Below are 25,754 nucleotides of genomic sequence, written 5' to 3' on the forward strand. Positions count from 1 at the left end.
ACTAACTTTCAAACCGGATCACTCAAGTGGGGCTGATCAGTATGACCGCCAATTTTTGCGGCCAGTGCTGAAGTAACTCAGGGATTGGTGCCTGGGGTGAAGTCTACTTTGTATGTTTCATAGAGTATTCGACCACCTTGTCGCCTGCGATAAGCAAGAGGAGTTTCTTGGAGTCCCGTTTCACCTCAACAGGGCATTTCTTTGAGGTTTCAGCTTTGATTTCCGTGAGTTTTTTGTCGAGGCCAGCGAGTTCGCGTTCGGCTTTCCGGAAGTCATTCCGCTTTTTACTAGCTTTTTTCCAATGGGGTGCAAGCTTTAGGAGGTTGGCTTGGGCTTCATCATACTCTTTGTCTTCACTGAGTTTTTTGACGTCACCTTTGTTTTTCTTGCTTGCCTCATTCAGCTGAGCAACCAGCTTGTTGTAGAGTTTATCGAGGTCCTCAAAACCGCTGCTTTCGCGCTCCAGTGAGTTTTTGAGCCGCGTGAGTTTTCCATGCGCTTCAGAGACTTTGGATACCTTTGGGGTATCCTCAACGGCGGCCTCATAGCTTTTTTCAAGGAAGGTCTTATTGCCCAGCTCCTTATCAAACTTAGTAATATCCAGCAGGTGGATGCCGTGTTTGTGGTCCATCTTCTGTTTGAGATCAGAGAAGCCACTGCGGAAATCAGAAAGGTTCTTAAAGGTCTTCAGGGTTTTCCCAGCCATTTTTGTCACCTGCTTTTGTTCAGAAAAACGCTAATGCAAAACGGCTGAGCTCCAAAGGAAGAGGTCTTTCGTTAGTTAAGCAGAGCAGAACTGGAGGTGACAAAAGCAAGGCTGTTCGCTTTGGTTTTTCTGAAAGACTAAACCGAAAACTTCACAGGTCTTTCCCCACGTGCAAACGTTCCTTTGAGAATTTAAAGTGGGTGGGTTGAGTAAAATACTATTTCCTCAAAACCTGAAATATCCTAGTAGTTTTGCTGGGCAATGCAGCAGGGGCCCGACCCTTTTGACTTTCCCAACCTCCGTTCACTTGCAGTGCTTTGAGCAAGACAAAGCGCGCGCAACTCTGGTTTGTCAAAATGAAAAGCTTCTCCGCCGCTTGTCAAAAAATTGCAAAAGACTCCGTCGGCCTGTTCTGGATCATGATCAAGACCATGGTTCCTGTGATGATCCTTGTGCGCATTCTGATGGAATTAGGGCTGGTTGATTATCTGGGTGTTGCGCTTGAACCGCTGATGGGCCTGATGGGTCTGCCTGCTGCAACGGGGCTTGTTCTTGCTGTTGGCTTGCTGGTGAGCACCTATTCTGCCGTCGCTGTGATGCTGACTATTTTGCCACTGGTGTCGCTGAGTGTTGCTGATGTGACCGTGCTGCTTTCTGTGGTGCTGATCGCCCATGCATTGCCTCTGGAGCAGAGTATCTCCCGCCGTGCCGGGATCAGCTTTGTCTTTTCCTCCAGCCTGCGTTTTGTGGTGGGCATCACCTACGGCATGATGTTGAACCTGTTTTACTCTGCGGGTGGCTGGCTGCAGCAGCCGATCCAGCTTGACTGGCTGCCTTTTGCGCCAACGATTGAAGAGACATGGCTGCAGTGGGGCTATTCCAGTGCGTCTCTGCTCTTCACCATGTTCTGGATTATCATGGGGCTGATCATCTTCCTGAAGCTTCTGGAACTGATGAAGATTACCGACCTGATTGGCTGGCTGCTTTCGCCTTTGCTGCGCCTCATGGGCATCAGCGAGGCGGCGACACCAATCACCATGGTGGGCGTTTTGCTTGGGCTTTCTTACGGTGGTGGTCTCATCATCAAAGAAGCGCAGGAAGGCAAGTTATCCTCTCGCGATGTGGTGTTGTCCCTCTCCTTCATGGGCATTTGCCATGGGTTGATTGAGGACCCGCTGGTGATGATGGCGTTTGGCGCGCACTGGTCCGGCGCACTGGTTGGGCGTTTCGTGTTCTGCATTGCGGCGATGGCGCTGATTGGTCGCCTCATCCAGATGATGCCGGAGGACGCATTCAACCGGTTCCTTTACCGCCCAGCGAAAACAGCCAAGGCGGTTGGCTGATACCCTATCCTGTTCCTGATGCTTGGTTACGTTTCAGGAACAAGCCTCGCTTAAGATGTTTCGCAGTGAGCCTACTCTGGTCTGATTGCGGAACACGTGCATGAACGAAACACCTCCTCAAGAGACGCGCACCCCTAACGAGGCCTGGTTTGAAACCAGGTGGTGGTGGCGGGTGAAGATGTGGCTGCAATGGACCAGCTGGCTGCAGTACCTGCCCAATCTGGTGGTAGTGGTGCTGTTGCCGGTGTTGGCTGGGATCGGCGCGCTGGTCGGGTGCTGGCCATTTCTGTTGGTGGATCTGCCGCTTGTTCTTGCGGTGTTGCTGTTTCTCAATCTGATTTTCGATGTGGTGACGGTTCGGTACGGCTATCACCCGGAAGAGCCGCTGCCAACCAGCCTTGAGCATCTGGAGGTATTTGAGTTGCTGCGTGCGCGGGTCTCGTGCCGGTCCTTTCAAAAGCGGCTTATGACGGAAGAGCATCGTCAGATGGTGCTTTCATTGGCAGAGCGGACTAGCAGGCCAAAGAATTGTCTGAGCCCTCACCTTATTCGCTTTGAGTATGTCGACAATCCGCTTGTGGTTTGGCCTGCGGTTGGGACGCATGAGTTTCTGGTGGCTATTGCACCGCGTGCGTATCATGAGATGGCGGTGGTGGATGTCGGTCGCAGTTTGCAGAAGGTAGTGATTGAGGCCACACGGCAAGGGTTGGCAACCTGCTGGATTGGGCCGGGAGCGGACCACAAGAGCATCATCAAACATCTGGGCGCACGGTTTGACCCTGAGAAGGATCACATCATCTGCGTTTGCGGGTTTGGGTATCGCTCGCGTTACATCCCGCTTGCGATCCGGTTCATTCAGAAGACACAGCGGCATCGTCTGGACGTGCAGGAATTGTTCTTTGCGGATGCTGGTGTCACCAAGCCGCTGAACACGAACGCACGGCCCTATCGGGATTTCGGGCGGTGTTATGAGGTGTGTCAGTGGTCGCCCTCCTCCTACAATGCACAGCCGACACGAGGTGTCGTGCTTGCGGAGAATGCGAGGATACAGCGGGTGGATTTTTGTGCGGCGACGCATTCGCGGTACTACGCCATGGTGGCCTTGGGGATCTGGCTGGCGAACTGGGAATGTGGGTGTGAGGCTCTTGGCAAGGCGGGGCGGTTTGAGCAGCTATCCTGTGAGGACCGCGGTGAAGGACCGTTTCCGGATCTGCCGCGCTATGTCATCTCATGGGTGCCTGAGGAGACGGGCTCCTCAGGCTGAGCTTATCGGCTTAGACCCAGCGGACGTGCTTTGTGGTGTCGCTGGTGTGGTCAGCAACTGGTGGGCTGGCGTGTTTTTGTTGCGGTGATTTCAGCTCGCTCAACGCATCCTCAATGATATGGTTGAAACTCTCGACCGTGACGGAACTCAGGAACGTCTCATCCTCCCGCTTCTCAATTAGCCGCTCAATAGCGAGATCGCGGATTGGCGGGATGTTGGCCGCAAAGTATGTGCCTGTCGCCTCGCTGTCCCAGCCAATGCCAGGGACGCCGTGCTGCTCGGCCAGTGCCGGGAAGTTCTCCCAGTTCAGCTGTCGTAACAAGTCATGGATGGCGACTTCTGCATTTTCTGGCAGAGAGTGCAGGAAGCTTTGTTCTGCGTATTTCCAGACCTGCTTTTCAAAGCGCTCAACAGCGATCTTCATTGGGTAACGTGTATCTGATACCTTCAGTGCCTCCCCCTTCTCCACGGGGCGTTGATCGCGAAGGACATTGCGGTAGATATGCAGCAGCAGCTTCTGATATTCTGTCTGAAAGGTAGCTTCGTCCGCCACTACAGGATCAAATTTTTCAGCAATTTCCAAATAGAGATCGGCTATGAGATCCGCTATTATGTGGAAGGGGTTTTGCTCTGTGTATTTGCTATCAACATAAGCCGAGAGAACTTCTGCATCTGAACCGTGAAGCTCGATGATCTCGCTTTGGAACGATGGGACTGTCTGGTGATCTTTGTTCTGAACCAAGTTATTGATCGGGTTGCGCTTCACGTCTGCAGAGAGAGCTTTGGTGCGCACTGCTGAACTTTCGTCTCTCAGCACCTGATGTTCTGCAAAGGTGACGCCTTCCTGCACTTGCCGGGATGTCAGGCTGTGGCTTTTGCCAGGATTCTGGCCGCAAGCCCGACAGGCAGCCTCATAGGCTTTTTCGCCCAGCGTTTTGCCGTAGTGGTTGGTCAAAGCCAGACGAAACGCACCCTGGTCGGTGTGTTTCTGCTCAGCTCCTGCGGCCTGTTGCTTGACCCATGTGACGAGCCGGCCAGCGATTGCGGAACTGGACTGCGCTTTGACGTGCCCTTCTGCAATCGTGAGCTTACCATCCTGCGGGATGGTGTGTGCGGCGGTGACAAAACTGTTCAAACCAATCGCTGTCATTATCCAACTCCCATGATGTCAGCGGCCCGGGCATGCTGCCCTCCCACCTTTCAGAGTAGGCAATCACTTTGCGGGTTGCTGTTCTGAGCGTCACAGGAGATGACTGGATTTTATAAGGAAGACTACGAAGTTAGCGTTATTTGTCATGCTCCTTCAGGAAGGTATGGATGATTTCATGGAGGCGTTTGCCGTCGAAGCTGGGGAAGTGACCGCCGTGGATGGTGCGGACAGGGATATCAGCCAAGCGTTTCATGCTGGTGATGTAGTCTTCCATGTTGGAGTGGTAGCAGTCTGTCACCAGCGGGCCATCGTAGACGATGTCTCCTGCGATCAGGGTTTCTGTCGCTTTTTCCCATAAGGCGATACCGCCGGGGGAATGGCCGGGTGTATGGATGACCTCGAAGTGTCGATCTCCGGTGGTGAGCACTTCGCCATCTTTCAACAGGTGGCTGGCAGGGGCTGGTTTGACGGCGTACTCGGAGGACTTGTAGGGCTCTGGCGGAAGCGCGTCGAAGATATCGTCAGTTGCGTAAGGATCAGCCAGCGTGTTCTGACGGGTTGGATGAGCCAGCAGGTCAGCTTCTGCGATATGGATCAAGCGATGCGGAAACTCGTGGTGGCAGCCGATATGGTCAAAGTGGGTGTGACTGGCAACGGCCATGACGGACTTTTCAGCGGTGAGCGCCACATGCTGCCGCAGGCTGACCACGCCCATGCCGCTGTCCACCAACAGGTCCTTATGGCGTCCGCGCACATGCCAGATGTTGCAGCGGTAGAACTGCTTGACGTAGGGCTCATCAATCAGCGTAATGTCATCTGCCAGTTTCGTGGTGCGATACCACTTCTGAGCCGGAATGTGTTCCACCGCTCATCCCTCCTGCTTGAAAAGAGAAGTCCATCATAGCCAGCTCTGGTGTGTAGGGGGATAACTTATTTTGAAAGGGGGCTATTTCAAGGTTTTCGACGGAGTTTTAGCTTTACGCCATCTCAATAAGAAGGCACCGAACAGAGTTGCAACTACTCCAAAAACTATGAGAATTCGCCCCATATACCTCGCGCGCTCAATCATTTCCAAACTAACAATTTCGCCAGTCTCATAGTTGTAAAATCCGGTAACCACGTCACCAACCTCATGAGGTTTCGGCGAAACCCATGTGTTCCCTCTGTAGATCACAGGTTGTCGAGCACTCTCCTCAAATGCAAAGACCGGTCGATACATCCGCCCATTTTCACCAAGCTCCGTCTCTACGTCAGCAACAGTAACTTCCACTTCGGCTGCATCCCAAGTAGCGCTTCGTGACGAATACTCCATCCACAATCCAAAACTTCCAAAGAACACACCAAGTATCACAATCATTCTTGGAAGATCAGACATGACCTTAAAAATGAAATCTGAGAGAGTTGTTGGTCGGTTGATCATGCTAACTTCTACTTATGAGATTGCTAAATTTATCTAATCAATCTAAGACTGCATTTCAAACCGAAAAAGTAAAAGAGTTTTGTATCAATCTCACTTGTTAGCAAGCAATCCAAGACTGCCTCCGTCCCGCAGCGTACTGCGGGACGAAAGAACTCAGGAAAAACGGAAAGAACGCAAATGAACGCACATAGCAACGCAAGCGCGGTTTTGCGGGGTTGTCCCCGTTTTAAGCGTTGCTGCTTGGGGAGTAATCCGCGGCATTCACAGTTTTTGGGCGACCTTCCAGCGAGAGGTTGGTGATGCGTGGGGCAGTTTCGGCGATGACTTTACCGCGGCGGATGACAGCGAGGCGGGTTGCCTTCATGCGGATGGCCTCAATGGCATCTTGTGCCTGAAGCAACACGAAGTCTGCGTTGCCGCCGACTTTGACGCCGTAGCCTTCCAGCCCCATGATCTTTGCAGAGTTGGTGGTGACAGCCTCATAGCAATAGCGGATGTCATCGCGACTGGAGAGCTGGCCTACATGCAGGCCCATGCTGGCGACTTCCAGCATGTCTGCATTGCCCAGCGAGTACCAGGGATCCATCACACAGTCATGACCGAAACCGACGGTGATGCCGAGTTCGCGCATTTCGCGCACGCGGGTCTGGCCACGGCGTTTTGGGTAGGTGTCGTGACGGCCCTGAAGCATGATGTTGATCAACGGGTTGGCGATGGCACAGACACCTGCTTCCGCCATCAAAGGCAGCAGCTTGGAAACGTAGTAATTGTCCATGGAATGCATGGAGGTGAGATGCGATCCTGTTACCCTGCCCTGCATGCCCAATCGCCGTGTCTCGTAAGTCAGTGTCTCAATGTGGCGTGAGAGAGGATCATCAGATTCATCGCAGTGCACGTCCACCCGCAGGCCGCGTTGTGCTGCTATTTCCATGAGGGCCTTCACGGAGCGGGCACCGTCTTCCATAGTGCGCTCAAAGTGCGGGATGCCGCCGACCACATCTACACCCATATCCAGTGCGCGGAGCAGGTTGTTTTCCGCCGTTGGTGAACGGTAGAAGCCATCCTGCGGGAAGGCGACCAGCTGCAAATCGATATAAGGCGCAATGCGTTGCTTTACATCCAGCAGGGCTTCCACGCCGAGCAGACGATCATCACACACATCTACGTGGCTTCTGATAGCCAGTAGGCCCTGAGAGACCGCCAAGTCGCAATAGCGCAGAGCCCGCTCTACAACGGCATCAATGGTCAATAACGGTTTCAGCTCTCCCCAAAGGCTGATGCCTTCCAGCAGAGTGCCGCTCTCGTTCATTCTTGGCAGGCCGAGGGAAAGGGTGGCATCCATATGGAAGTGCGGGTCAACAAATGGTGCTGAGACCAGCTGGCCCTGTGCATCAATCACACGCTCCGCTTCTGCGGTGATGCCCTTTTCAATCGCGGTGATTGTGCTGTTTTTCACCGCGATATCTACACCAGCTTCGCCAGTGGTCAGAACTGCGTTTTTGACAAGGAGATCCAGAGACATGAGTGGTGCCTTTCTTGCTTTTCCAGCTTAACGCTGACCACGGAAATAAGGTTGCAGCAGGGCGCGTGGGTAGTCTGCCTTGCGAGCTACAAGCACCAGCGCCACGATGGATAGCAGATATGGGATCATCAGGAAGACCTGAGATGGGATCACCGCGCCGACCTCGTTTTGCAGGCGGATCTGGAAGGCATCAAACGCGCCAAACAGCAGTGCACCCAGCAAAGCCTTGCCCGGTCTCCAACTTGCAAACACCACCAGTGCAATGCAGATCCAGCCGCGTCCGTTGATCATGCCGAAGAAGAAGGCATCAAAGGCGGACATGGTGAGAAAGGCACCGCCCAGCGCCATCAACGCAGACCCGGCCATGATCGCCCCGATACGTAGCGCAAAGACCGAGAGGCCCTGTGCTTCAACAGCGGATGGATTGTCACCCACGGCGCGGATAGCGAGACCCAGCGGGGTGCGATAGAGCACGTAGCTGACCAGCAAGACCATGGCGAGTGCCAGAAAGGTCATGGATGTTTGCTGGAAGAGGGCTGGGCCAATAAAAGGCAGCTCTGAAAGAACAGGAATATCAAGCGGCTGGAATGCCTCGATCCGTGGTGGACTAGATACCTTTGGCAGGGCTGTGCGGTAGGTGAAATAGCTGACCGAGGTTGCAAACATAGTTATGCCAAGGCCAGACACGTGCTGAGACAAGCCCAGCGGCACCGTGAGGATGCCGTGGAGCAAGCCGAAAAATGCCCCCGCCAATGCTGCGACGAGGATGCCGCCCCAGAGGCCAGCTCCGAGCCAAACAGCCATCCAGCCACACATGGCGCCAACCACGAAGATGCCCTCAATACCGAGGTTGAGCACCCCTGCCCGCTCGCAGACCAAGGCACCCAACACGCCGAAGATGAGCGGGGTTGCGATGCGGATAGCAGCAGCCCAGAAATTTGCGGAGAGAAGAATATCAATATATTCCATGGCTTATGCCTCCCCTTTGGCTACAAGTGGTGTCTTTTTGGGCCTGACAAAGCGGATTTTGAAGCGCACGAATAGGCTGGAAATCAATACGCAGATCAAAGACATGGCGACCACAAGATCAGCAATATAACTGGACACGCCCATGGCACGGCTCATGCTATCTGCCCCCACAAAGACTGCTGCAATGAAGATGGCGGCCACGACCACACCAACGGGTGAGAGACCTGCAAGCATCGCAACGACAACGCCGGTGTAACCGAAGCCCGGGGAGATATCGGCAGTCAAATACCCTTTGAGGCCAGCCACTTCGCTGACACCAGCAAGGCCTGCAAGTGCACCGGAGATCAAGCCGACTTTGATGAATGTGGAGGTGACCGGAATGCCAGCATGTTTTGCGGCAGAGACGTTTTCACCCGTTGCACGGATTTCAAAACCCCAGACGCTGCGCTTCATCATGATGTAGATGATCAGGGCTGATGCCAGTGCGATCACGAGGCCCCAGTGGATGCGCATGCGGGCGAACATTTTGGGCAGTGTGGCGGCGCTGGTCATGGGTTCTGACTGCGGCCAGCCCATGCCCATGGGGTCTTTCATGGGGCCTTCCAGCATCATCTGCACAAACAGCAGCACGACGAAGTTGAGCAGCAAGGTGGTGACCACTTCATCCGCGCCCAGCTTCGTTTTCAGCAGGGTTGGCACCAGCATCAAGGTGCCGCCAGCAATCATGCCTGCCAGTATAATCAGCGGGATCATAATGTAGGCGGGCGCGGAGATTGCGCCGGAGCCGATGGCGACTGCTGCGAGTGCGCCCACATAGAGCTGGCCTTCTGCACCGATGTTCCAGAGTTTGGCACGAAAGGCGACACTTACGGCCAGACCCGTGAAAATGAGTGGCGTTGCGCGGGCCAAAAGCTCAGAGAATGCGAACTTGGAGCCGAATGCGCCTTTGAAGATGTGCCCGTAGGCGGCGAAAACTTCTCCCCCTGCTGCTGCAATGGGGATCGCGGCAAGCACGAGCGCGGTGATTCCGGCGATAACTGGCAGGGCAAACGCGAAGAGCGAAGAAACATTGGTACGAGGTTCAAACCGGATCATGCTGCTTGTTCCCCTTTTATGGATTGTCCTGCCATCATCAGGCCAACCTGTTTCTTATCCAGCTTTTCCGTCTCCACTGGCTCGCAGATATGCCCGCGATGGATCACGGCAATCCTGTCGGATAACTGGAAGAGTTCGTCCAGATCTTCCGAGATGAGAAGGATGCCTGCGCCTCTGTCTCGCGCCTCTTGCAGGCGGCGGTGCACATCAGCTGTTGCCCCTACATCCAGCCCTCTGGAAGGCTGGGCGGCAAGGACGATATTGGGTTGCTGGTCCAGCGTTCTGGCGAGGACGATTTTTTGGATGTTCCCGCCGGAAAGCAGACGGGAGACAGCAAGCGGGCCGGAGCAGCGAATGTCATAGGCCTTGATAGCCTCCTGAGCACGCTTGCGAATTTCGTTGAAGCGGAGAAGGCCGAAGCGTTGGTAAGCGGCCCCACGAATTTCCTCCAGAACGAGGTTTTCCTCTACCGACATGGCGCCAACGATGCCGTCGTGATGACGGTCTTCCGGGATGCGGGCCACACCGGATTTGATGGCAGCCGCAGCACTGGCCTTGAGCGGTTTGCCGTTGAGCTGGACGGAGCCAGAGGTAGGGATTTCCAACCCTGAGATGACCTTAGCAAGGGTGCTTTGGCCGTTGCCGGAGACGCCTGCGAGGCCGATGATTTCCCCCTTACGGAGGGCGAGATTGACGTTCTCGATCTGCTCGCGGCCATCACCAGCGCTGACACCAGCAAAAACCAGCGTTTCGTCTTCCGGATAGCCGGGTTTGCGTTCTGCAGTTTGGACGGAATGCCCGACCATCACCTCAGCCAGTTGGTGGCGATCACACTGCGATGTCGGCAGGTCAGCAACCATCCGGCCCCCTCTGAGAACCGCAACACGATCAGACGCGCCCAGTACCTCGGCCATCTTGTGGGAGATGAAGATGATCGCTATGCCTTTGGCGGCGAGCAGCTTCAAGGTTTTGAAAAGGCTGTCGGATTCCTGAGGCGTGAGAACCGCTGTGGGTTCATCCAGCACCAGAATGCGGGCGTCCCGGTAGAGCGCTTTGAGAATTTCGACACGCTGTCTTTCACCAACAGCGAGCTTGGAGACGCGCAGATCCAGATCAACTTCTAGGCCGGAGCTCTGCATCAGCTCCTGTAGTTTTGCCCGCGCTTTGGAGCGGCTGAAGCGGCGTGAAAACAGGCTCTCAGTGCCCAAAACGATGTTCTCAAGACCTGTCAGGTTCTCAGCCAGCGTGAAGTGCTGGTGAACCATACCTATCCCCGCTTCAAGGGCCGCCTGAGGAGCACCGGGCTCCAAATCTACCAGAATACCGGAGGAGTGGCGTACCATGACACGTCCTTGATCAGCCACATAATGACCAAACAGGATATTCATGAGCGTGGTTTTCCCCGCTCCGTTCTCACCCAGCAACGCAACGATTTCCCCGGCATGCAGGTCCAGATTGACGTTTCCGTTGGCAACCAGATCACCGAAGATCTTGGTTATGTTTTGAAGAGATAAAAGCGGATGCCCGCTCTCAGTTTCTGGCATGGGATACCCTTGGACTGACGAGGTTATGCGCGTAGCAGGCGGAGAAGATGGGCCGGGATATCCCCCCAACCCGATCAGCGTTACTTGGAGGATTTTGGCTCTTCGTCGTTGATCTCAACGGTAAAAGACCCATCCAGAATGCTCGCTTCGACAGCTTTGACCTTGCCAAGAAGGTCAGCATCCACCAGCGTTTCATCAACCACCAGCGAACCACCAGCATGGCCCATGAAGGAGTACTTGCCGTAGTCTTCAGCCTTGAAGTTATTCGCCTTTACAGCCGCAATCGCAGTGTCGATTGTTGGCTCCATATGCCAGATGGCAGAGGCGAGGATGGTGTTTGGATAATCGGCAGCGGTGTCGATCACATTGCCAATCGCGAAGATGCCTTTTTCCATAGCCGCATCAGACACACCGAAGCGTTCTGCATACAAAACATCCGCACCAGCATCGATCATGGCGTAAGCGGTTTCTTTCGCTTTTGGCGGATCGTACCAGGAGTTGATGAAGTTGACAGTGAAAGTCACCTCTGGATTGGTTGCCTTAGCACCATTCATGAATGCGTGCATGAGACGGTTCACTTCCGGAATAGCAAAGCCGCCGATCATGCCGATTTTTCCAGACTTGGACTTCGCACCTGCGATCATACCGGAGAGGTAGGATGGTTCGTGAATGAAGTTGTCGAACACCGCGAAGTTTGGCTCAGCTGCCGAGAAGGACGAGCCCATGAGGAAAGCTGTTTCCGGGTATTCTGCAGCCACGTTGCGCGCTGCGCGTTCTACTGCAAACGCCTCGCCAACAATGAGCTGATGGCCAGCTTCGGCGTACTCACGCATGACACGCTCATAGTCGGTGTTGGCTGTGTTCTCGGAATAGACATAGGTGATGTCACCGCGTTCTGCCGCTGCATTGAGCGCTTGGTGGATACGTCCAACCCATTGCTGTTCAACAGGAACGGTGTAAATCGCTGCGACCTTGAGAGGTTCGGCAGCTAAAACTTTTGCTGGTGAATAAACCGCGATTATGGCCGCAAAAACAGCTACGGCTGCGAGAACATGGCGTCTCACCAAACCGTTCAAACGTGTCGCAAACATGCACACCCCCTGAAATCAATAATTGTGCAGGGCTGCAGATCAGACTGCAGCCGCAATCTGCCCTATCTCGCATTTTAAGTGAAAAGGTCCTGAGCAGGACGAAGGCATTAAAAATGGCTGTATACGAGACAAAGCGGCTAATGACTAGATGCCTCAGAAGTATTTTTTGCGTGACGACACGTAAATTAATGCAGATCACACAGTACTTTTCTTATGGTATTCAGCTATTTATCGACTGTATAAATATTATTGGACCACTATATAGCTGTGGATTGAGCTAAGTGACGATAAAACACTCGAATCGAAGCAACATTATGAAATTTTACTTTTCGGTCAAATAATTTCAATCAATATTATTTTGCAATATTTTCCATGGATTGAAAAATAGCACACCACGCCTAATGATTGCTCTGACTGCCTAAATTGCATCCACGTAGCAAGCTGATTTTATGCAGGAATTGACGCTTGCTGCTCATGGAGCAGGCAATACGAGCCTCAACGGATCACTGAGAAAAATTTGGGAATTGTTGTAGTTGCGAGTATTTTGGCAACCCTCGCAGGCTGCTCAGAGGAGTGCAATCGCACCCCTCACATTGCAATATCATGTCGCTTAGGCAGTCACGGTTGCAGCTTCCCAGTCAGTCAGAATCTGCATGATCTGACGGCTGTCCTCAACACTCGGAGCCGGACTTGCCAGCGCCTTGTTGCCAGCTTCGATCGCTTCGCGGATCGCTCTGACCTGATAAATAAAGGCGTTGCCGTCTGCCGTAACTGTGCGCGTGTCGCCCGGTTTTTCGTATGGGGTAACTGTGAAGATATTCCCCTCAGCTTCCGGTAGCCATGGGTTGGAATTCAACACCAGACTTGCCTTGGAGCCAAGCACTGTGAAACCAGCATGCAGACCGTAGTCTTCTGCCGTGTGAAGCTGGCAAACAACACCGTTATTCAACCGCAACGTTGCTGCTGACTCGCAGATGTTCCCATCTGCACCACGTCGGCCCATTGCCGATATGTTATAATTATCAAAGATATGGGTCGGGAATGCAGTCTGTAACAGAAGATGCATCAGCGACGTTGGATAGCAACCAAGGTTATAAAGTGCCCCCTTACTGTGTGGGTTCACGAACCTGGCAATTGACGCGCAGTACTGAGCTGTAATCGACTGGATCTCACCCAACTCACCAGAAGCAACTACATCGCGAATAGCAGCTGCAAACGGGTGGTTCAGGTACATCAGCCCTTCCACGAAGAATACACCGTTCTCGGCAACCGCTTTCAGCGCCTGATCGGTTTTTTCCATGTCGATAGACAGCGACTTTTCGCAAAGGATTGCTTTCCCCGCATTTGCTGCCTTGATCACATACTCATGGTGAATGTGGTTTGGGAGAGCGATGTAAATGATATCAACGGCTTCGTCTTCAATCAGCTCGTTGAAGTCATCAAACGTATGCTCAACATCGTACTTTTCTGCGAAGACTTTCAGAGGCACTTCTGACCGGCCTGCCACGGAATGTATCCGCGTCGCTCCTTCCGCTTGTATAGCGTCTGCCATTGTCAGCGAGATGAAGCTTGTTCCGAGAAAGCCCCAGTTCAGTTTCGACATTGTTTTTCTCCAGAACAAAGGATCCCGAGAACATCACGGGAAGAACTCCAGAAATAACCCTAATCACATTTAAGGAAGGAGAAAATACCGGAGATCAATAGCTTACTGCTTATCCAAGTTTATCGATAAAAGAGCAGGTACTCGTCGCTAAGTACTTACAATTTTACTGAACCAACGGGCTGTCAGAACCAAGTAAATCAATACCTTTTATCTCAGCAGACCCTGCCAGGATAGTGATGTATTGAGACACTGCTTTGGACCAGCTTGCCGCTTCCAACCATGCTCTGATGGTTTCCTCAACATGCTCGAATGGCAGGGTATTTCCCTCAATCTTCCTGTTCAGGAAAATGATGTGGTAGCCGAACTTGGTCTCAACAGGTTCACCTGTCATCTGGCCTGCTTGCATCGATTGGAGTGCTTTTTCAAACTCTGTAACTGTACTTCCCTTTGTCAGTTGTCCCAGATTTCCGCCGGTTTCTTTGGAAGGACAAGCGGAGTACTCCAGCGCCAAATCTGCAAAGGCCTCTGGTTTATCCTGAAGCAGTTTGATTACATCGTGGGCTCGCGCTTTAGCGATGCTGCGGGCAGTGTGTTGATCTGCCCCAGCAGCAAACAGGATATGGCTGGCTTCATAGATTGGCTCTGAACTGAAGCGGGCCTTGTTGTTCTCGTAGTAGCGCTGACACTCATCTGTAGAGGCTGACGGGATATCAACTTCCTGCTCGATCAGCTCTCTAATCGCAGCATCTTCAGGTGTCTCACTTCCGTCATTCATCTGTTCTGGTGCCGCCTGAATGTTCAAAGACTTGGCTTGCTGCAACAGCAACTCTCGGACGACTAACGCTCTGGCGGCAGCTTGCACAGCCTGACCAGGGTTCTCAGCTGGATGGTTTTGGGCTTCTGCCAGAATATTCTGCTCTGAGATTTGAACGCCGTTAACCGATACATCCGTGATGATCGGCTTGCTTTTGGGTGGCACCTTGGTGCTCGGCAGATCCACGTCTGCCGGAGCACCCTCACTCAGATTTGGGTTGGTGTAGAGATTGGCCATTTCACCTCACTCAGCAGGATTTCGTGAATTGGTGGAGTTGCGCTCACGCACGATCTGGTAACCGGGACGCCACAAGTATCTTGCCGGAACGCTGAGCATGTGCACCAAGCGTGTGAACGGGAAGATGAGTAAGATCGACAATCCCACAAACAGGTGCAACTTGAAGATCCATGAGGCATCAGCAACATAGGTTGCTGCATCACCACGGAACGTGAAGATGCCTTGTGCCCATGTCATCAGTTTGACCATCTCCTCACCATCCAGGTGCTGCAAGGAAATCGGAATAGTTGCCAGACCCAACAAGAGCTGGAAACCGAGAAGGCAGATGATGAAGGTATCCATGGCACTGGAGGCTGCCCTCACCCGCGCATCGTAGAGCCTGCGGTGAATGAGCAATCCAGCTCCAACAATTGCCATCAAACCCGCTATGCCACCAACAACAATCGCCAATACCTGCTTTGCACCATGGCTGATGCCTAGCATTTCGAAGATTGCAATTGGTGTGAGCATTCCAAAGAAATGGCCAAGGAAGATGACGAGTACGCCCACATGGAAGAGTACCGAACCCCAGACCAGTTGTTTACGGCGGAGGAGCTGGCTTGAACCAGCACGCCAGCTGTAAGGCTCACGGTCATAACGAATGATTGTGCCTACAATCAAAACCGAGAGGGCAATGTAAGGATATATTCCGAAGAACAACGTGTTGAAGAAGCCAGACATTTCTAGGTCTCCCCTTGGATGTTCTGTGGCGTTGGATCAGAGGGACGTCTGTCCGCAGCTCTCATTTGCATTCTTAAGCGATCAGGGCCACAACTGCCTTCTCCTGCATTGCCACCAAATTTGACGACCTCTTCTTGCCAAATGCGATCCATGGCTTCGAGATCATTTGGATCATCTTCGGGCTCTGCAAGAATGTTTGAGAGGAGCTCCTTGGAAGGTGCCGCTTTGCTGATTTCAGCAACAGCCCCAAACGCATTAGCGTAGATTGAGCCTTTCTTTTTGAGACGCAAACGAAGGGCTTCGAAGATATGGGCGGTCTGACCAAGCAGTTCCTGCGCCTCAGTAAAAGGCTGATGCGCCAAGTATTCGAGGAATAATGGGATGTAGTCTGGGAGTTCCGTGGTTTCTACTGCGAAACCGTTTGTCAGATACATCTCACGCAGATCGACGAGTGCTTGTCCGCGATCCCTACTCTCACCATGCACATGCTCAAACAAGTGCAGTGAATGTGAACGCGTCCGATCGAACAGGAATACGTACTGTTCCTGCACCTCGTAGAGATCTTTACCAGCCAGATCATCGCAAAGAGTGCAGATCATTTTTTGACCTTTTGCAGAGAGCAAACGGTCTGAGTTTACTGCGTCTTTCAACGCCGGCAGATCATCTAAGAACTCTTGCGTCGGGTAGTTGAGCAGAAGAGAGAGGATTTTTAAGGAGACTATCATCCGCGCATCTCCTTAAAAATATCCGTTGGTGTTTCGACGGTTTTCTTACGGGATCCACCGAATAGGTCAGTTCCATCACTGCCGCCTGAACAACCATTGCCGAAGGAGAAGCCGCAAGAGCCACGAACATCATAGGCATCCTCGGAAACTTCACGGTGTGTGGTTGGAATGACGAAGCGATCCTCATAGTTGGCAATCGCCATGATCTTGTACATGTCTTCAATCAGTTCTGGCGTAAGGCCAACTTGCTTTGCAATCTCCTCATTGACCACACCATCAATGCTCTTGGATCGCATGTAAGAGCGCATGGCTAGCATGCGTTCTAGTGCCGAGACGACGGGCTGATCTTTGCCTGCAGTAAGCAGGTTGGAGAGGTATCGAACCGGGATACGCATGCTCCGGACATCCGGTAGCTCACCGTCCCATCCAATCTTGCCAGCTTCAGCGGCGTTCTGGATTGGCGAGAGAGGTGGGATGTACCAGACCATCGGAAGCGTGCGGTACTCTGGGTGAAGTGGGAAAGCCACTTTCCAGTCAATTGCCATCTTATAGATTGGCGAGGCTTTAGCTGCCTTAAGCCAGTCCTCAGGAACACCATCCTTGCGGGCCTGCTCGATCACTTTTGGATCATGCGGATCAAGGAACACCTTGAGCTGCTCTTCGTAGAGGTCCTTTTCATCCTTTGTAGAAGCGGCTTCCTCAATCTTGTCTGCATCGTACAGGATTACACCCAGATAGCGGATGCGGCCCACGCAGGTTTCTGAGCAGACTGTTGGCTGTCCGGATTCAATGCGCGGATAGCAGAAGATGCATTTTTCTGACTTGCCTGAAGACCAGTTAAAATAGATCTTCTTGTAAGGACAGCCAGAGACACACATGCGCCAGCCACGGCACTTTTCCTGATCAATCAAGACGATACCGTCATCTTCGCGCTTGTAGATGGCGCCTGATGGACATGCAGCAACGCATGTTGGGTTGAGACAGTGCTCACAGAGGCGCGGCAAGTACATCATGAAGGTATTTTCGAACTCGCCGTAGATTTCCTTCTCTACGCCTTCGAAGTTGTAATCCTTTGAGCGCTTGGAGAACTCACCCCCGAGAATTTCTTCCCAGTTTGGGCCCCATTCGATTTTTTCGATACGCTCTCCAGTGATCGCCGATTTGGGTCGAGCTGTTGGGAACTGAGCACTTTCAGGAGCGCCCTGCAGATGCTCGTAGTCGTAATCAAACGGCTCGTAGTAGTCGTCGATTTCTGGCAGATCAGGGTTAGCGAAGATCTTCGCAAGAATGCGCCACTTAGCACCCATCTTGGGAATAATCTTACCATTGCGCTTACGAACCCAGCCGCCGTTCCATTTCTTTTGGTTTTCCCAATCTTTGGGGTAACCAATGCCGGGTTTGGTTTCCACGTTGTTGAACCAGGCGTATTCAACACCTTCTCGGTTGGTCCAAACGTTTTTACAGGTCACTGAACAGGTGTGGCAGCCAATGCATTTATCCAGATTCAGCACCATTCCGACTTGTGCGCGGACTTTCATTCTGCTGCCTCCTGACCACTGTCATCCAGTGGTTCTTCCATCCAGTTCACTTCTTCCAGTTTGTGAACCACAACGAACTCATCGCGGTTGGAGCCAACCGTTCCATAGTAGTTAAAGCCGTATGATTGCTGTGCGTATCCACCAATCATATGCGTTGGTTTGGTGACGGTTCTGGTCACCGAATTATGGATACCGCCGCGTTGTCCGGTGAGCTCTGATCCCGGTGTATTCACGATCTTTTCCTGAGCGTGATACATGTAGATCGTGCCTTCCTTCATACGCTGAGAGACCACCGCACGAGCAACAAGTGCACCGTTGATGTTGAAGACTTCGACCCAGTCATTGTCTTCGATATCAGCCTTCTGTGCATCGACTTCTGAAATCCAGACCACTGGACCGCCACGGTTGAGCGTGAGCATCAACAGGTTGTCGGTGTATGTGGAGTGGATGCCCCACTTTTGGTGTGGGGTGATGAAGTTAAGAACCAACTGCTTTCTGCCGAGAGACTTATCGTCGATCACCGGTTTGACGCCTTTGGTGTCTATCGGCGGCCTGTACACGCAGAAGCCTTCGCCGAATGCACGCATCCAGAGATGATCCTGATAGAGCTGCTGGCGACCAGAGATAGTGCGCCATGGGATCAGCTCATGTACGTTTGTGTAGCCTGCATTGTAGCAAACATGCTCAGACTCAATGCCAGACCACGTTGGTGACGAGATAATCTTGCGTGGCTGAGCGACGATATCGCGGAAGCGGATTTTCTCTTCTTCCTTCGGTATCGCGAGATGGGTGTGGTCTCTGCCAGTGAACTCAGAGAGAGCAGCCCATGCTTTCACAGCGACTTCGCCGTTGGTTTCCGGGGCAAGTGACAAGACCACTTCGGTCGCGTCGATGTCCGTTTCGATCTTAGCGAAACCTTTTGTCAGTCCGTCTTCAAGGACCTCACCATTGAGGCCTTTGAGAAGGTCAACTTCGTGTTCGGTATTCCAACTGATGCCTTTGCCTCCGTTGCCGAGTTTATTCATCAACGGGCCAAGAGCTGTGAAGCACTTGTAGATGTTTGGATAATCGCGCTCAACGACCACAACGTTCGGCATTGTCTTACCGGGTTGCGGGTCGATATCGCCTTTCTTCCAATCAGCAACGTCGAATGGCTGGGCGATTTCGCCTGCGGTATCGTGCAGGATTGGGACAAGAACAACGTCCTTTTCCTTGCCGAGAACTTCCTGAGATACCTCAGAAAAGGACTTGGCAATTCCCTTGAAGATCTCCCAGTCACTGCGGGCTTCCCATGCAGGATCTGCTGCGCTGGAGAGCGGGTGAATGAAGGGATGCATGTCCGAGGTGTTGAGGTCATTTTTCTCGTACCATGTGGCTGTTGGCAGAACGATATCCGAATACACGCAGGTGGTGGACATACGGAAGTCGAGCGTGACGAGCAGATCGAGTTTTCCTTCGGGCGCATTGTCATGCCAGACAGCTTCTTTTGCACGCTGACGGCCTTCTTCACCGAGGTCTTTGCCAAGTACACCATGCTCAGTACCAAGCAGATGGCGGAGGAAGTATTCATGGCCTTTACCGGAAGACCCAAGCAGGTTGGAGCGCCAGACGAAAAGGTTGCGCGGCCAATTGGCTTCGTTGTCGGGGTCCTCACAAGACAGTTTGAGGCCACCAGACTTCAGCTCCTGAGCAATGTAGTCTTTAGCTTCTTTGCCGCTCTCTTCTATCGCTTTGGCAACTTGAAGCGAGTTGGTCTCAAGTTGCGGTGCTGATGGCAACCACCCCATGCGCTCTGCGCGGATATTGTAATCAATCAGCGATGCATCCCAATCCCCATCAGGGGCAGTTGGCGACAAGATCTCATCTACCTTGAGCGTCTCATAACGCCACTGATCGGTGTGGGCATAGAAGAAGGACGTGGAGTTCATATGCCGTGGTGGGCGCGTCCAATCCAACGCAAATGCCAAGGCTGTCCATCCGGTTTGTGGGCGGAGTTTTTCCTGCCCAACATAGTGGCTCCAGCCACCACCGGATTGACCAACGCAGCCGCACATCACCAATAAATTGATGATGCCGCGGTAGTTCATATCCATGTGGTACCAGTGATTCAGACCAGCACCGAGGATGACCATGGAGCGTCCGTTGGTCTTTTCAGCATTGGTCGCAAACTCACGGGCTGTCGTGATGATATGGTCCTTGGGAACACCTGTGATTTGCTCTGCCCATGCAGGTGTGTAAGGCAGCTCCTCATCATAAGACTTGGCCGAGTTTGGATCATCCAATCCGCGATCCAGACCGTAGTTTGCGATGAAGAGGTCGAAGACAGATGCAACAAGCGCTTCACCTTCTGCCAGCTTCACTTTCTTCGCAGGGACTTTGCGCACCATTACGCTTTCATGGTTGGTTCCCGCAAAGTGGTCATGCTCGCGATTGCCGAAGTATGGGAAAGCCACGTCAGCGACTTCATCATGATCAGCTTTGTCAATGAAAGACATGGCGAGGTCAGTGTCTTTGCCGGCACCGTCTCTTTCTTCAAGATTCCATTTGCCTTTTTCCCCCCAGCGGAAGCCGATGGAGCCATGCGGAACCACTATCTTCTTCGACTTGCGGTCCAGAGCGACGGTTTTCCATTCTGGATTGTTTTCTTCCCCCAGCTTGTCCGCAAATTCGGAGGCACGCAGGAGGCGTTCCGGGATGTATTTGCCGTCTTTTTTGACGAGGCGAACCAGTAGCGGCATGTCGGAGTACTTACGACAGTAATCTTCGAAGTATTTTGCCTGCCTGTCCAAATGGTATTCACGCAGGATGACATGGCCCATGGCCATCGCCAGAGCAGCATCAGTGCCTTGCTTTGGATGGAGCCAGAGATCCGAGAACTTGGCCGCTTCCGAGTAATCCGGACAGACCACGACTGACTTGGTGCCTTTGTAGCGAACCTCGGTGTAGAAGTGCGCATCCGGTGTGCGCGTTTGTGGAACGTTGGAGCCCCACAACATCAGGAAGCCCGCATTGTACCAATCAGCGGATTCAGGCACATCGGTTTGCTCACCCCATGTTTGTGGAGAGGCAGGAGGCAGATCGCAGTACCAGTCGTAGAACGACATGCATGTGCCACCGAGCAAAGACAGGTAGCGGGTACCTGCTGCGTAAGAAATCATGGACATAGCCGGAATTGGAGAGAAGCCAACGACGCGGTCAGGTCCCCATTTCTTCGCGGTGTAAGCATTTGCTGCTGCGATGATTTCGTTGACTTCCTCCCAAGTGGCTCGCACAAAACCGCCGTGTCCGCGCACTTTCAGGTAATCTGCGCGCTTTGCAGGATCATCCTGAATGGCTGCCCACGCAGCGACCGGCGATTTCACTGTCCGCTCGTTACGCCATAGCTTGAGGAGGCGAGAGCGTATGAGTGGATGCTTCACCCGGTTTGCGGAGTACATGTACCAACTATAGCTGGCACCACGAGAACAGCCCCGTGGCTCATGGTTTGGCAGGTCTGGGCGCGTACGCGGATAATCCGTCTGCTGGGTTTCCCAGGTGACAATCCCGCCTTTGACGTAGATCTTCCAGGAACAGGAACCAGTGCAGTTCACACCATGGGTCGAGCGTACGATTTTGTCGTATTGCCATCGCTTTCGATAGCTGTCTTCCCAGTTTCGGTTCTCATTGGTTGTAACACCGTGCCCGTTTGCAAAGGTACCAGTGTCCTGTTTTGCGAAGAAGTTCAGTTTATCGAGTAGTAGAGACATCTGAAATGCCCTTCACGTTATTTGCTTAGCACGGAACGGAGGCACCCTTGCGGGTGTAGAAGAACCACGTGATCACCAGACAGATCACGTAGAAGATGCCAAAGGCCCAAAGCGCGGCATCCGGACCACCTGTATAGGTGATGGATGTTCCGTAGGCTTTGGGGATGAAGAAGGCACCGTAGGCTGCAATCGCAGAAGTAAAGGCGATGATGGCTGCACTTTCACGTTCTGACTGGCGCAGGTGAGCTGTTGCATCCAGCTCAGGCATCAAGAGGCCGACCTGTTGGCGCATGATGGTCGGGATCATCTGGAATGTAGAGGCGTTGCCTACACCTGTCAGGAAGAACAGAGCCATGAAGCAGGCAAAGAAGCCCCAGAAAGCTCCCGGGTCTGTTTTGATGGACAAGAAGAACAGCACGCCACCAACAGCAACCGCCATAAACAAGAAGGTCCAGAACGTTACACGGCCACCGCCGTACTTGTCGGAAACCCAACCCGTACCAGCCCGGGAGAGTGCACCAACGAGAGGTCCAAGGAATGCGAAGGTGAGTGCATTTACTTCCGGAAACTGTGTCTTCATGAGCAGCGGGAAGCCTGCGGAATAACCGATAAAGCTACCGAAGGTTCCAGTATAAAGAATGCACATGATCCAGTTGTGCGCTCTTGAGAAAATGATAGATTGTTCTTTAAAGCTCGCTTTGGCATCGGCGATATCATTCATGCCAAACCATGCGGCCAGCGTCGCGATGATGAGGAATGGAACCCAGATAAAGCCAGCATTCTGGATCCAGAGTTGGGATCCATCCTCGAGGATTTGAGGAGCGCCACCGATCGCGCCGAAGACACCAGCTGTGATGACAAGCGGCACCACAAACTGCATGACGGAAACGCCAAGGTTTCCGAGGCCTGCATTGAGCGCAAGCGCGTTCCCTTTTTCCTTCTTTGGATAGAAGAATGCGATATTTGCCATTGAAGAAGCGAAGTTACCGCCCCCGAAACCGCAAAGCAGGGCTAACAGAAGGAAGATGCTATAAGGCGTGGTGGGGTCCTGAACTGCGTACCCGATACCCAGAGCCGGAAGAAGCAGCGATGCTGTGGTCAGCGTTGTCCAAAGGCGACCACCAAAGATAGGGACCATAAAGGAATAAAAGATCCTGAGTGTCGCGCCAGAAAGGCCTGGCAGAGCAGCCAGCAGGAAGAGCTGGTCTGTCGTATAATCAAAACCGATGGCGGGTAGCCTTGCGACAACAACACTCCAAACGAGCCACACTGAGAAGGCAAGCAAAAGTGCCGGAATAGAGATCCAAAGGTTCCGAGAGGCGATCACCTTTCCTTTGGTTTCCCAGAATTCCTGATCATCCGGCCGCCATTCAATTAGTGTGTGCCCTTTTTGAGTGTTGTTATCAGACATACATTCATTCCTTTTGGCTACATGCCCTCCCCAGACCGAATGTCCAGAAAGGGCTTCGCTGGTTACGGATACTTTTCTACGCCTGCAGGTCCGTCCGGACCTTCAACCGGCTCATCCGGGAGATCAGACAGATCTGTTTCGTCTTGCAATTCGGGATAACGCTTGCGCTCCATCCTGCGGATAGCGACGTGCATCCACACAGTTGAGACCGCAACAATGATGAAGAGAAGCATGAAGGGTGCCGTCCAAACGCCAGTCCAATCGAGCAGAACTCCAAAGGCGATTGGCAAGAAGAAGCCACCAAGACCGCCGATCATGCCTACGAGGCCTCCGACAGCACCAACATGATAGGGGTAGTAAACCGGGATGTGCTTGTAGACCGCCGCTTTACCTAGGCTCATGACAAAACCAAGAACGACGGTCACAGAGACGAAGGCACCAACACCAAGACCGAAGTTAAACTCGATTGGGCCGTCAATACCGCTGACAACATATGAGGTTTCGGGATAGCTCAGCAGGAAGAGACAAAAGAGGGAGACGATAAATGTGAGGTACATGACAAAGCGCGCGCCCCATTTGTCTGACATCCAACCGCCCAGTGCTCGAAATACTGACCCAGGTAATGAATAGAGACCAGCGAAAACGCCAGCCGTCGTCAGCTCCAATCCGTAAGCCCCGGTGTAGTACCGCGGGAGGAATGACGCGAGCGCGACAAAGGCACCAAACACGAAGAAATAATAGGTTGCAAAACGCCAGACCTGCAGGTTCTTTAAAGGTGCAAGCTGCTCTGCTGCCGAAACCGCCCGCTTGCCTCCTTTCTTGCGCTCCTGCTGAGACGGATCATCTTTACTGAACAGATAAAACAGAACGGCTGTGACTGCCAAAACAATTGCGTAAACACGGGCTGTACCTTCCCAGCCAACTGCAACGACCAGAAATGGTGCTACGAAGTTGGTAACTGCTGCGCCGACATTACCGGCACCAAAAATGCCAAGTGCAGTGCCTTGTTTCTCTTTTTCAAACCACTGGGAGACATAGGCTACGCCGATAATAAAAGAGCCGCCGGCCAATCCAAGGCCCAAGGCAGCTAACAGAAACACTTCATAGGTTTGTACTGAGGTGAGCAACCAGACACAGACTGCTGTAAGGAGCATCTGCAGCGGGAACATAATTCGTCCACCAAACTGCTCTGTCCATACTCCAAGGAAAATACGGCTCACAGAACCGGTGAGCACAGGTGTGGCAACCAATAAGCCGAACTGAGTATCGGACAACCCCAGTTCGCCTTTAATGCGCACGCCAATGATGGAAAAAATGGTCCAAACTGCAAAACAAATAGTAAAAGCAAAGGTACTAAGACCCAATGCCCTATATTGATCGGAGCGAGTAACACCCTCAAGTGAATGCATAGTATTTGATCCTGAATTCTAGCAGGTAAGACAATCCACATAGAATCTCAGAAGCTTTAGCACCCAAAAGTAGAGCAACTCATAGAAAGAACAGGATTAAACGAGTAAAATTGAAATACAACTTGGAGTAAAACTATGTTTTATTTCCCACTCACGACGCAATGAAAAACACCTATCCAGACTACTTTGATGCTGGTATGTTTCGTGTAGAGGCGGGGATTTCAGAGTTAAAGCAATGTCTTACATCAACAATGTCAGGATGTTTGTGCGCGTGTTTGAGCTTGGCAGCATGTCTGCCGCGGCAAGAGACATGCATGTTTCTCCTGCGGTTGCTTCCTCCCGTATTGGAGAGCTTGAGAAGCACCTCGGCATTCGCTTGTTTAACCGCACCACTCGCACCATCCAACCCACTGAGCAAGGTAGCATTTTTTATCCTGGCGCCCGTAGAATGCTGGAAGCAATGGAAGAGGCTGAGGCGGCTGTTCAGGAGGTGACACACACTCCACGCGGCTCAATCTTTGTTTCTGTACCACTCGGGATAGGGCGGCGTTTGATCGCACCGCTTATTCCTGAATTCCACGATGCTTATCCTAAAATTCATGTTCGCCTGAGGCTCTCGGACCGTCCTCTCAACATTACTGGAGAAGGTTTGGATCTGGCATTCATTCTGGGACAGTTACCAAACTCTGAAATGCGGCTGAAAAACCTGTTGGACTGTCCTCGGGTACTGTGCGCCTCCCCTACCTATCTTGAACAGCGGGGTGAGCCAAAACAAGGGGCAGATCTCCAACACGGGAAGCATGATTGCCTTCTGCTCCAGTTTCCTGGTTCCTCTGAAAGACGATGGACGCTTCAAACTTCTGAAGGCTTACAGAGCTTCACAGTTGGTGGGCCTTTCACCTCTGATGACGGCGATGTGTTGGTGAACTGGGCACTCGGCCATCACGGCCTCATCAATGCACCTTTGTTTGATGTTGTCGACCATTTGCTCAGCGGAGACCTTATCGCCGTCTGTACTGCCACCCCGCCCGCTGATGTGCATTTGGCATGTCTATTTCCGCACAAACGCTATCAAGATCCTAAGATCCGGCTTTTTCTGAATTTCATCAGTGAGCGATTGAAGGCATATCTAAAAGACAAGAATTCCCAATACTCTAATCACCTTCAGAATGAATAATTTCCGACTGGAAAGTCGTTTACGTATCTGTTTCTTTTTATAGTTATTCGCGAAATACTTTTAAAATAATTTTGATAATACAACTCATTTATTAGGCTAAACTGATAGATGGGAGGAGTTTGGTGGCCCTGCCAGCTGACGAGCTTAAAGGACACGGTTGATACCCGCACATTTGCCCAGTGCTTCGTCGATCCCTAATTCGACGAGTGCACCTCCCCGGCAAGGAATTCAACATAATTCGGGTTGCTGCACTTACGCGGACTGCCATTG

At 52.5% G+C, this 25,754-nt stretch carries 20 protein-coding genes; 3 read left to right on the forward strand and 17 right to left on the reverse strand.

Annotated elements, in window-relative coordinates; translation table 11 throughout:
• Positions 1 to 103: 103 nt before the first annotated feature.
• Positions 104 to 706 carry a hypothetical protein gene (locus tag PsWM33_RS04885; RefSeq protein WP_063294948.1) on the reverse strand — a complete coding sequence of 201 codons (603 nt, stop codon included), beginning with the start codon at positions 704 to 706 and terminating at the stop codon, positions 104 to 106.
• A 356-nt stretch (positions 707 to 1,062) separates the two neighbouring features.
• On the opposite strand from PsWM33_RS04885, the gene PsWM33_RS04890 reads away from it, so the two are divergent.
• Together PsWM33_RS04890 and PsWM33_RS04895 are read left to right on the forward strand one after the other, a co-directional pair.
• On the forward strand, positions 1,063 to 2,049 hold the full coding sequence (locus tag PsWM33_RS04890) for a nucleoside recognition protein (RefSeq protein ID WP_208994398.1): 987 nt from the start codon (positions 1,063 to 1,065) through the stop codon (positions 2,047 to 2,049).
• 100 nt (positions 2,050 to 2,149) lie between these two features.
• Positions 2,150 to 3,313 carry a nitroreductase family protein gene (locus PsWM33_RS04895; RefSeq protein ID WP_063299422.1) on the forward strand — a complete coding sequence of 388 codons (1,164 nt, stop codon included), beginning with the start codon at positions 2,150 to 2,152 and terminating at the stop codon, positions 3,311 to 3,313.
• A 10-nt stretch (positions 3,314 to 3,323) separates the two neighbouring features.
• Here PsWM33_RS04895 and PsWM33_RS04900 read toward each other — a convergent pair whose 3' ends face one another.
• The 16 genes from PsWM33_RS04900 to PsWM33_RS04975 form a co-directional block, all read right to left on the reverse strand.
• Positions 3,324 to 4,463 carry a hypothetical protein gene (locus tag PsWM33_RS04900; protein WP_208994399.1) on the reverse strand — a complete coding sequence of 380 codons (1,140 nt, stop codon included), beginning with the start codon at positions 4,461 to 4,463 and terminating at the stop codon, positions 3,324 to 3,326.
• A gap of 136 nt (positions 4,464 to 4,599) precedes the next feature.
• Positions 4,600 to 5,328 carry an MBL fold metallo-hydrolase gene (locus PsWM33_RS04905; RefSeq protein ID WP_063299423.1) on the reverse strand — a complete coding sequence of 243 codons (729 nt, stop codon included), beginning with the start codon at positions 5,326 to 5,328 and terminating at the stop codon, positions 4,600 to 4,602.
• Between the two features lie 81 nt (positions 5,329 to 5,409).
• Positions 5,410 to 5,883, reverse strand: a complete 474-nt coding sequence (locus PsWM33_RS04910; protein ID WP_063299424.1) for a DUF3592 domain-containing protein — start codon at positions 5,881 to 5,883, stop codon at positions 5,410 to 5,412.
• A gap of 226 nt (positions 5,884 to 6,109) precedes the next feature.
• A complete protein-coding gene (locus PsWM33_RS04915; RefSeq protein ID WP_063299425.1) occupies positions 6,110 to 7,405 on the reverse strand; it encodes an amidohydrolase family protein in 1,296 nt (431 codons plus the stop codon).
• 27 nt (positions 7,406 to 7,432) lie between these two features.
• A complete protein-coding gene (locus PsWM33_RS04920; protein WP_063299426.1) occupies positions 7,433 to 8,374 on the reverse strand; it encodes an ABC transporter permease in 942 nt (313 codons plus the stop codon).
• 3 nt (positions 8,375 to 8,377) lie between these two features.
• Positions 8,378 to 9,469, reverse strand: a complete 1,092-nt coding sequence (locus tag PsWM33_RS04925) for an ABC transporter permease (RefSeq protein WP_063299427.1) — start codon at positions 9,467 to 9,469, stop codon at positions 8,378 to 8,380.
• A complete protein-coding gene (locus tag PsWM33_RS04930) occupies positions 9,466 to 11,013 on the reverse strand; it encodes an ABC transporter ATP-binding protein (protein ID WP_063299428.1) in 1,548 nt (515 codons plus the stop codon). Before PsWM33_RS04930 ends, PsWM33_RS04925 begins: the two co-directional genes overlap by 4 nt.
• 80 nt (positions 11,014 to 11,093) lie before the next feature.
• Positions 11,094 to 12,104 (reverse strand): BMP family protein, encoded by a 1,011-nt coding sequence (locus tag PsWM33_RS04935; protein ID WP_063299429.1) that lies wholly within the window; start codon positions 12,102 to 12,104, stop codon positions 11,094 to 11,096.
• Positions 12,105 to 12,714: 610 nt separating this feature from the next.
• Positions 12,715 to 13,707: a Gfo/Idh/MocA family protein gene (locus PsWM33_RS04940; protein ID WP_082826884.1), complete on the reverse strand. Its 993-nt coding sequence runs from the start codon at positions 13,705 to 13,707 to the stop codon at positions 12,715 to 12,717.
• A 163-nt stretch (positions 13,708 to 13,870) separates the two neighbouring features.
• Positions 13,871 to 14,758, reverse strand: a complete 888-nt coding sequence (locus tag PsWM33_RS04945) for a peptidylprolyl isomerase (protein ID WP_063299430.1) — start codon at positions 14,756 to 14,758, stop codon at positions 13,871 to 13,873.
• 6 nt (positions 14,759 to 14,764) lie between these two features.
• A complete protein-coding gene (narI, locus tag PsWM33_RS04950) occupies positions 14,765 to 15,478 on the reverse strand; it encodes a respiratory nitrate reductase subunit gamma (protein ID WP_063299431.1) in 714 nt (237 codons plus the stop codon).
• 2 nt (positions 15,479 to 15,480) lie between these two features.
• Positions 15,481 to 16,203, reverse strand: coding sequence for a nitrate reductase molybdenum cofactor assembly chaperone (narJ, locus tag PsWM33_RS04955; RefSeq protein ID WP_063299432.1), 723 nt, complete (start codon positions 16,201 to 16,203; stop codon positions 15,481 to 15,483).
• Positions 16,200 to 17,741 carry a nitrate reductase subunit beta gene (gene narH, locus PsWM33_RS04960; RefSeq protein WP_063299433.1) on the reverse strand — a complete coding sequence of 514 codons (1,542 nt, stop codon included), beginning with the start codon at positions 17,739 to 17,741 and terminating at the stop codon, positions 16,200 to 16,202. Before narH ends, narJ begins: the two co-directional genes overlap by 4 nt.
• Positions 17,738 to 21,487, reverse strand: coding sequence for a nitrate reductase subunit alpha (locus PsWM33_RS04965; protein WP_063299434.1), 3,750 nt, complete (start codon positions 21,485 to 21,487; stop codon positions 17,738 to 17,740). Before PsWM33_RS04965 ends, narH begins: the two co-directional genes overlap by 4 nt.
• Positions 21,488 to 21,512: 25 nt before the next feature.
• Complete coding sequence (locus tag PsWM33_RS04970; RefSeq protein WP_063299435.1) at positions 21,513 to 22,898, reverse strand: NarK family nitrate/nitrite MFS transporter; 1,386 nt, start codon at positions 22,896 to 22,898, stop codon at positions 21,513 to 21,515.
• Positions 22,899 to 22,960: 62 nt separating this feature from the next.
• Entirely contained in the window at positions 22,961 to 24,307 is a 1,347-nt protein-coding gene (locus PsWM33_RS04975; RefSeq protein WP_063299436.1) for an MFS transporter, read from the reverse strand.
• A gap of 235 nt (positions 24,308 to 24,542) precedes the next feature.
• Here PsWM33_RS04975 and PsWM33_RS04980 point away from each other — a divergent pair, with 235 nt between their 5' ends.
• Entirely contained in the window at positions 24,543 to 25,484 is a 942-nt protein-coding gene (locus PsWM33_RS04980) for a LysR family transcriptional regulator (protein WP_063299437.1), read from the forward strand.
• Positions 25,485 to 25,754: the final 270 nt, after the last annotated feature.

The organism is Pseudovibrio sp. WM33, assembly GCF_001623165.1.
GTDB lineage: Bacteria > Pseudomonadota > Alphaproteobacteria > Rhizobiales > Stappiaceae > Pseudovibrio.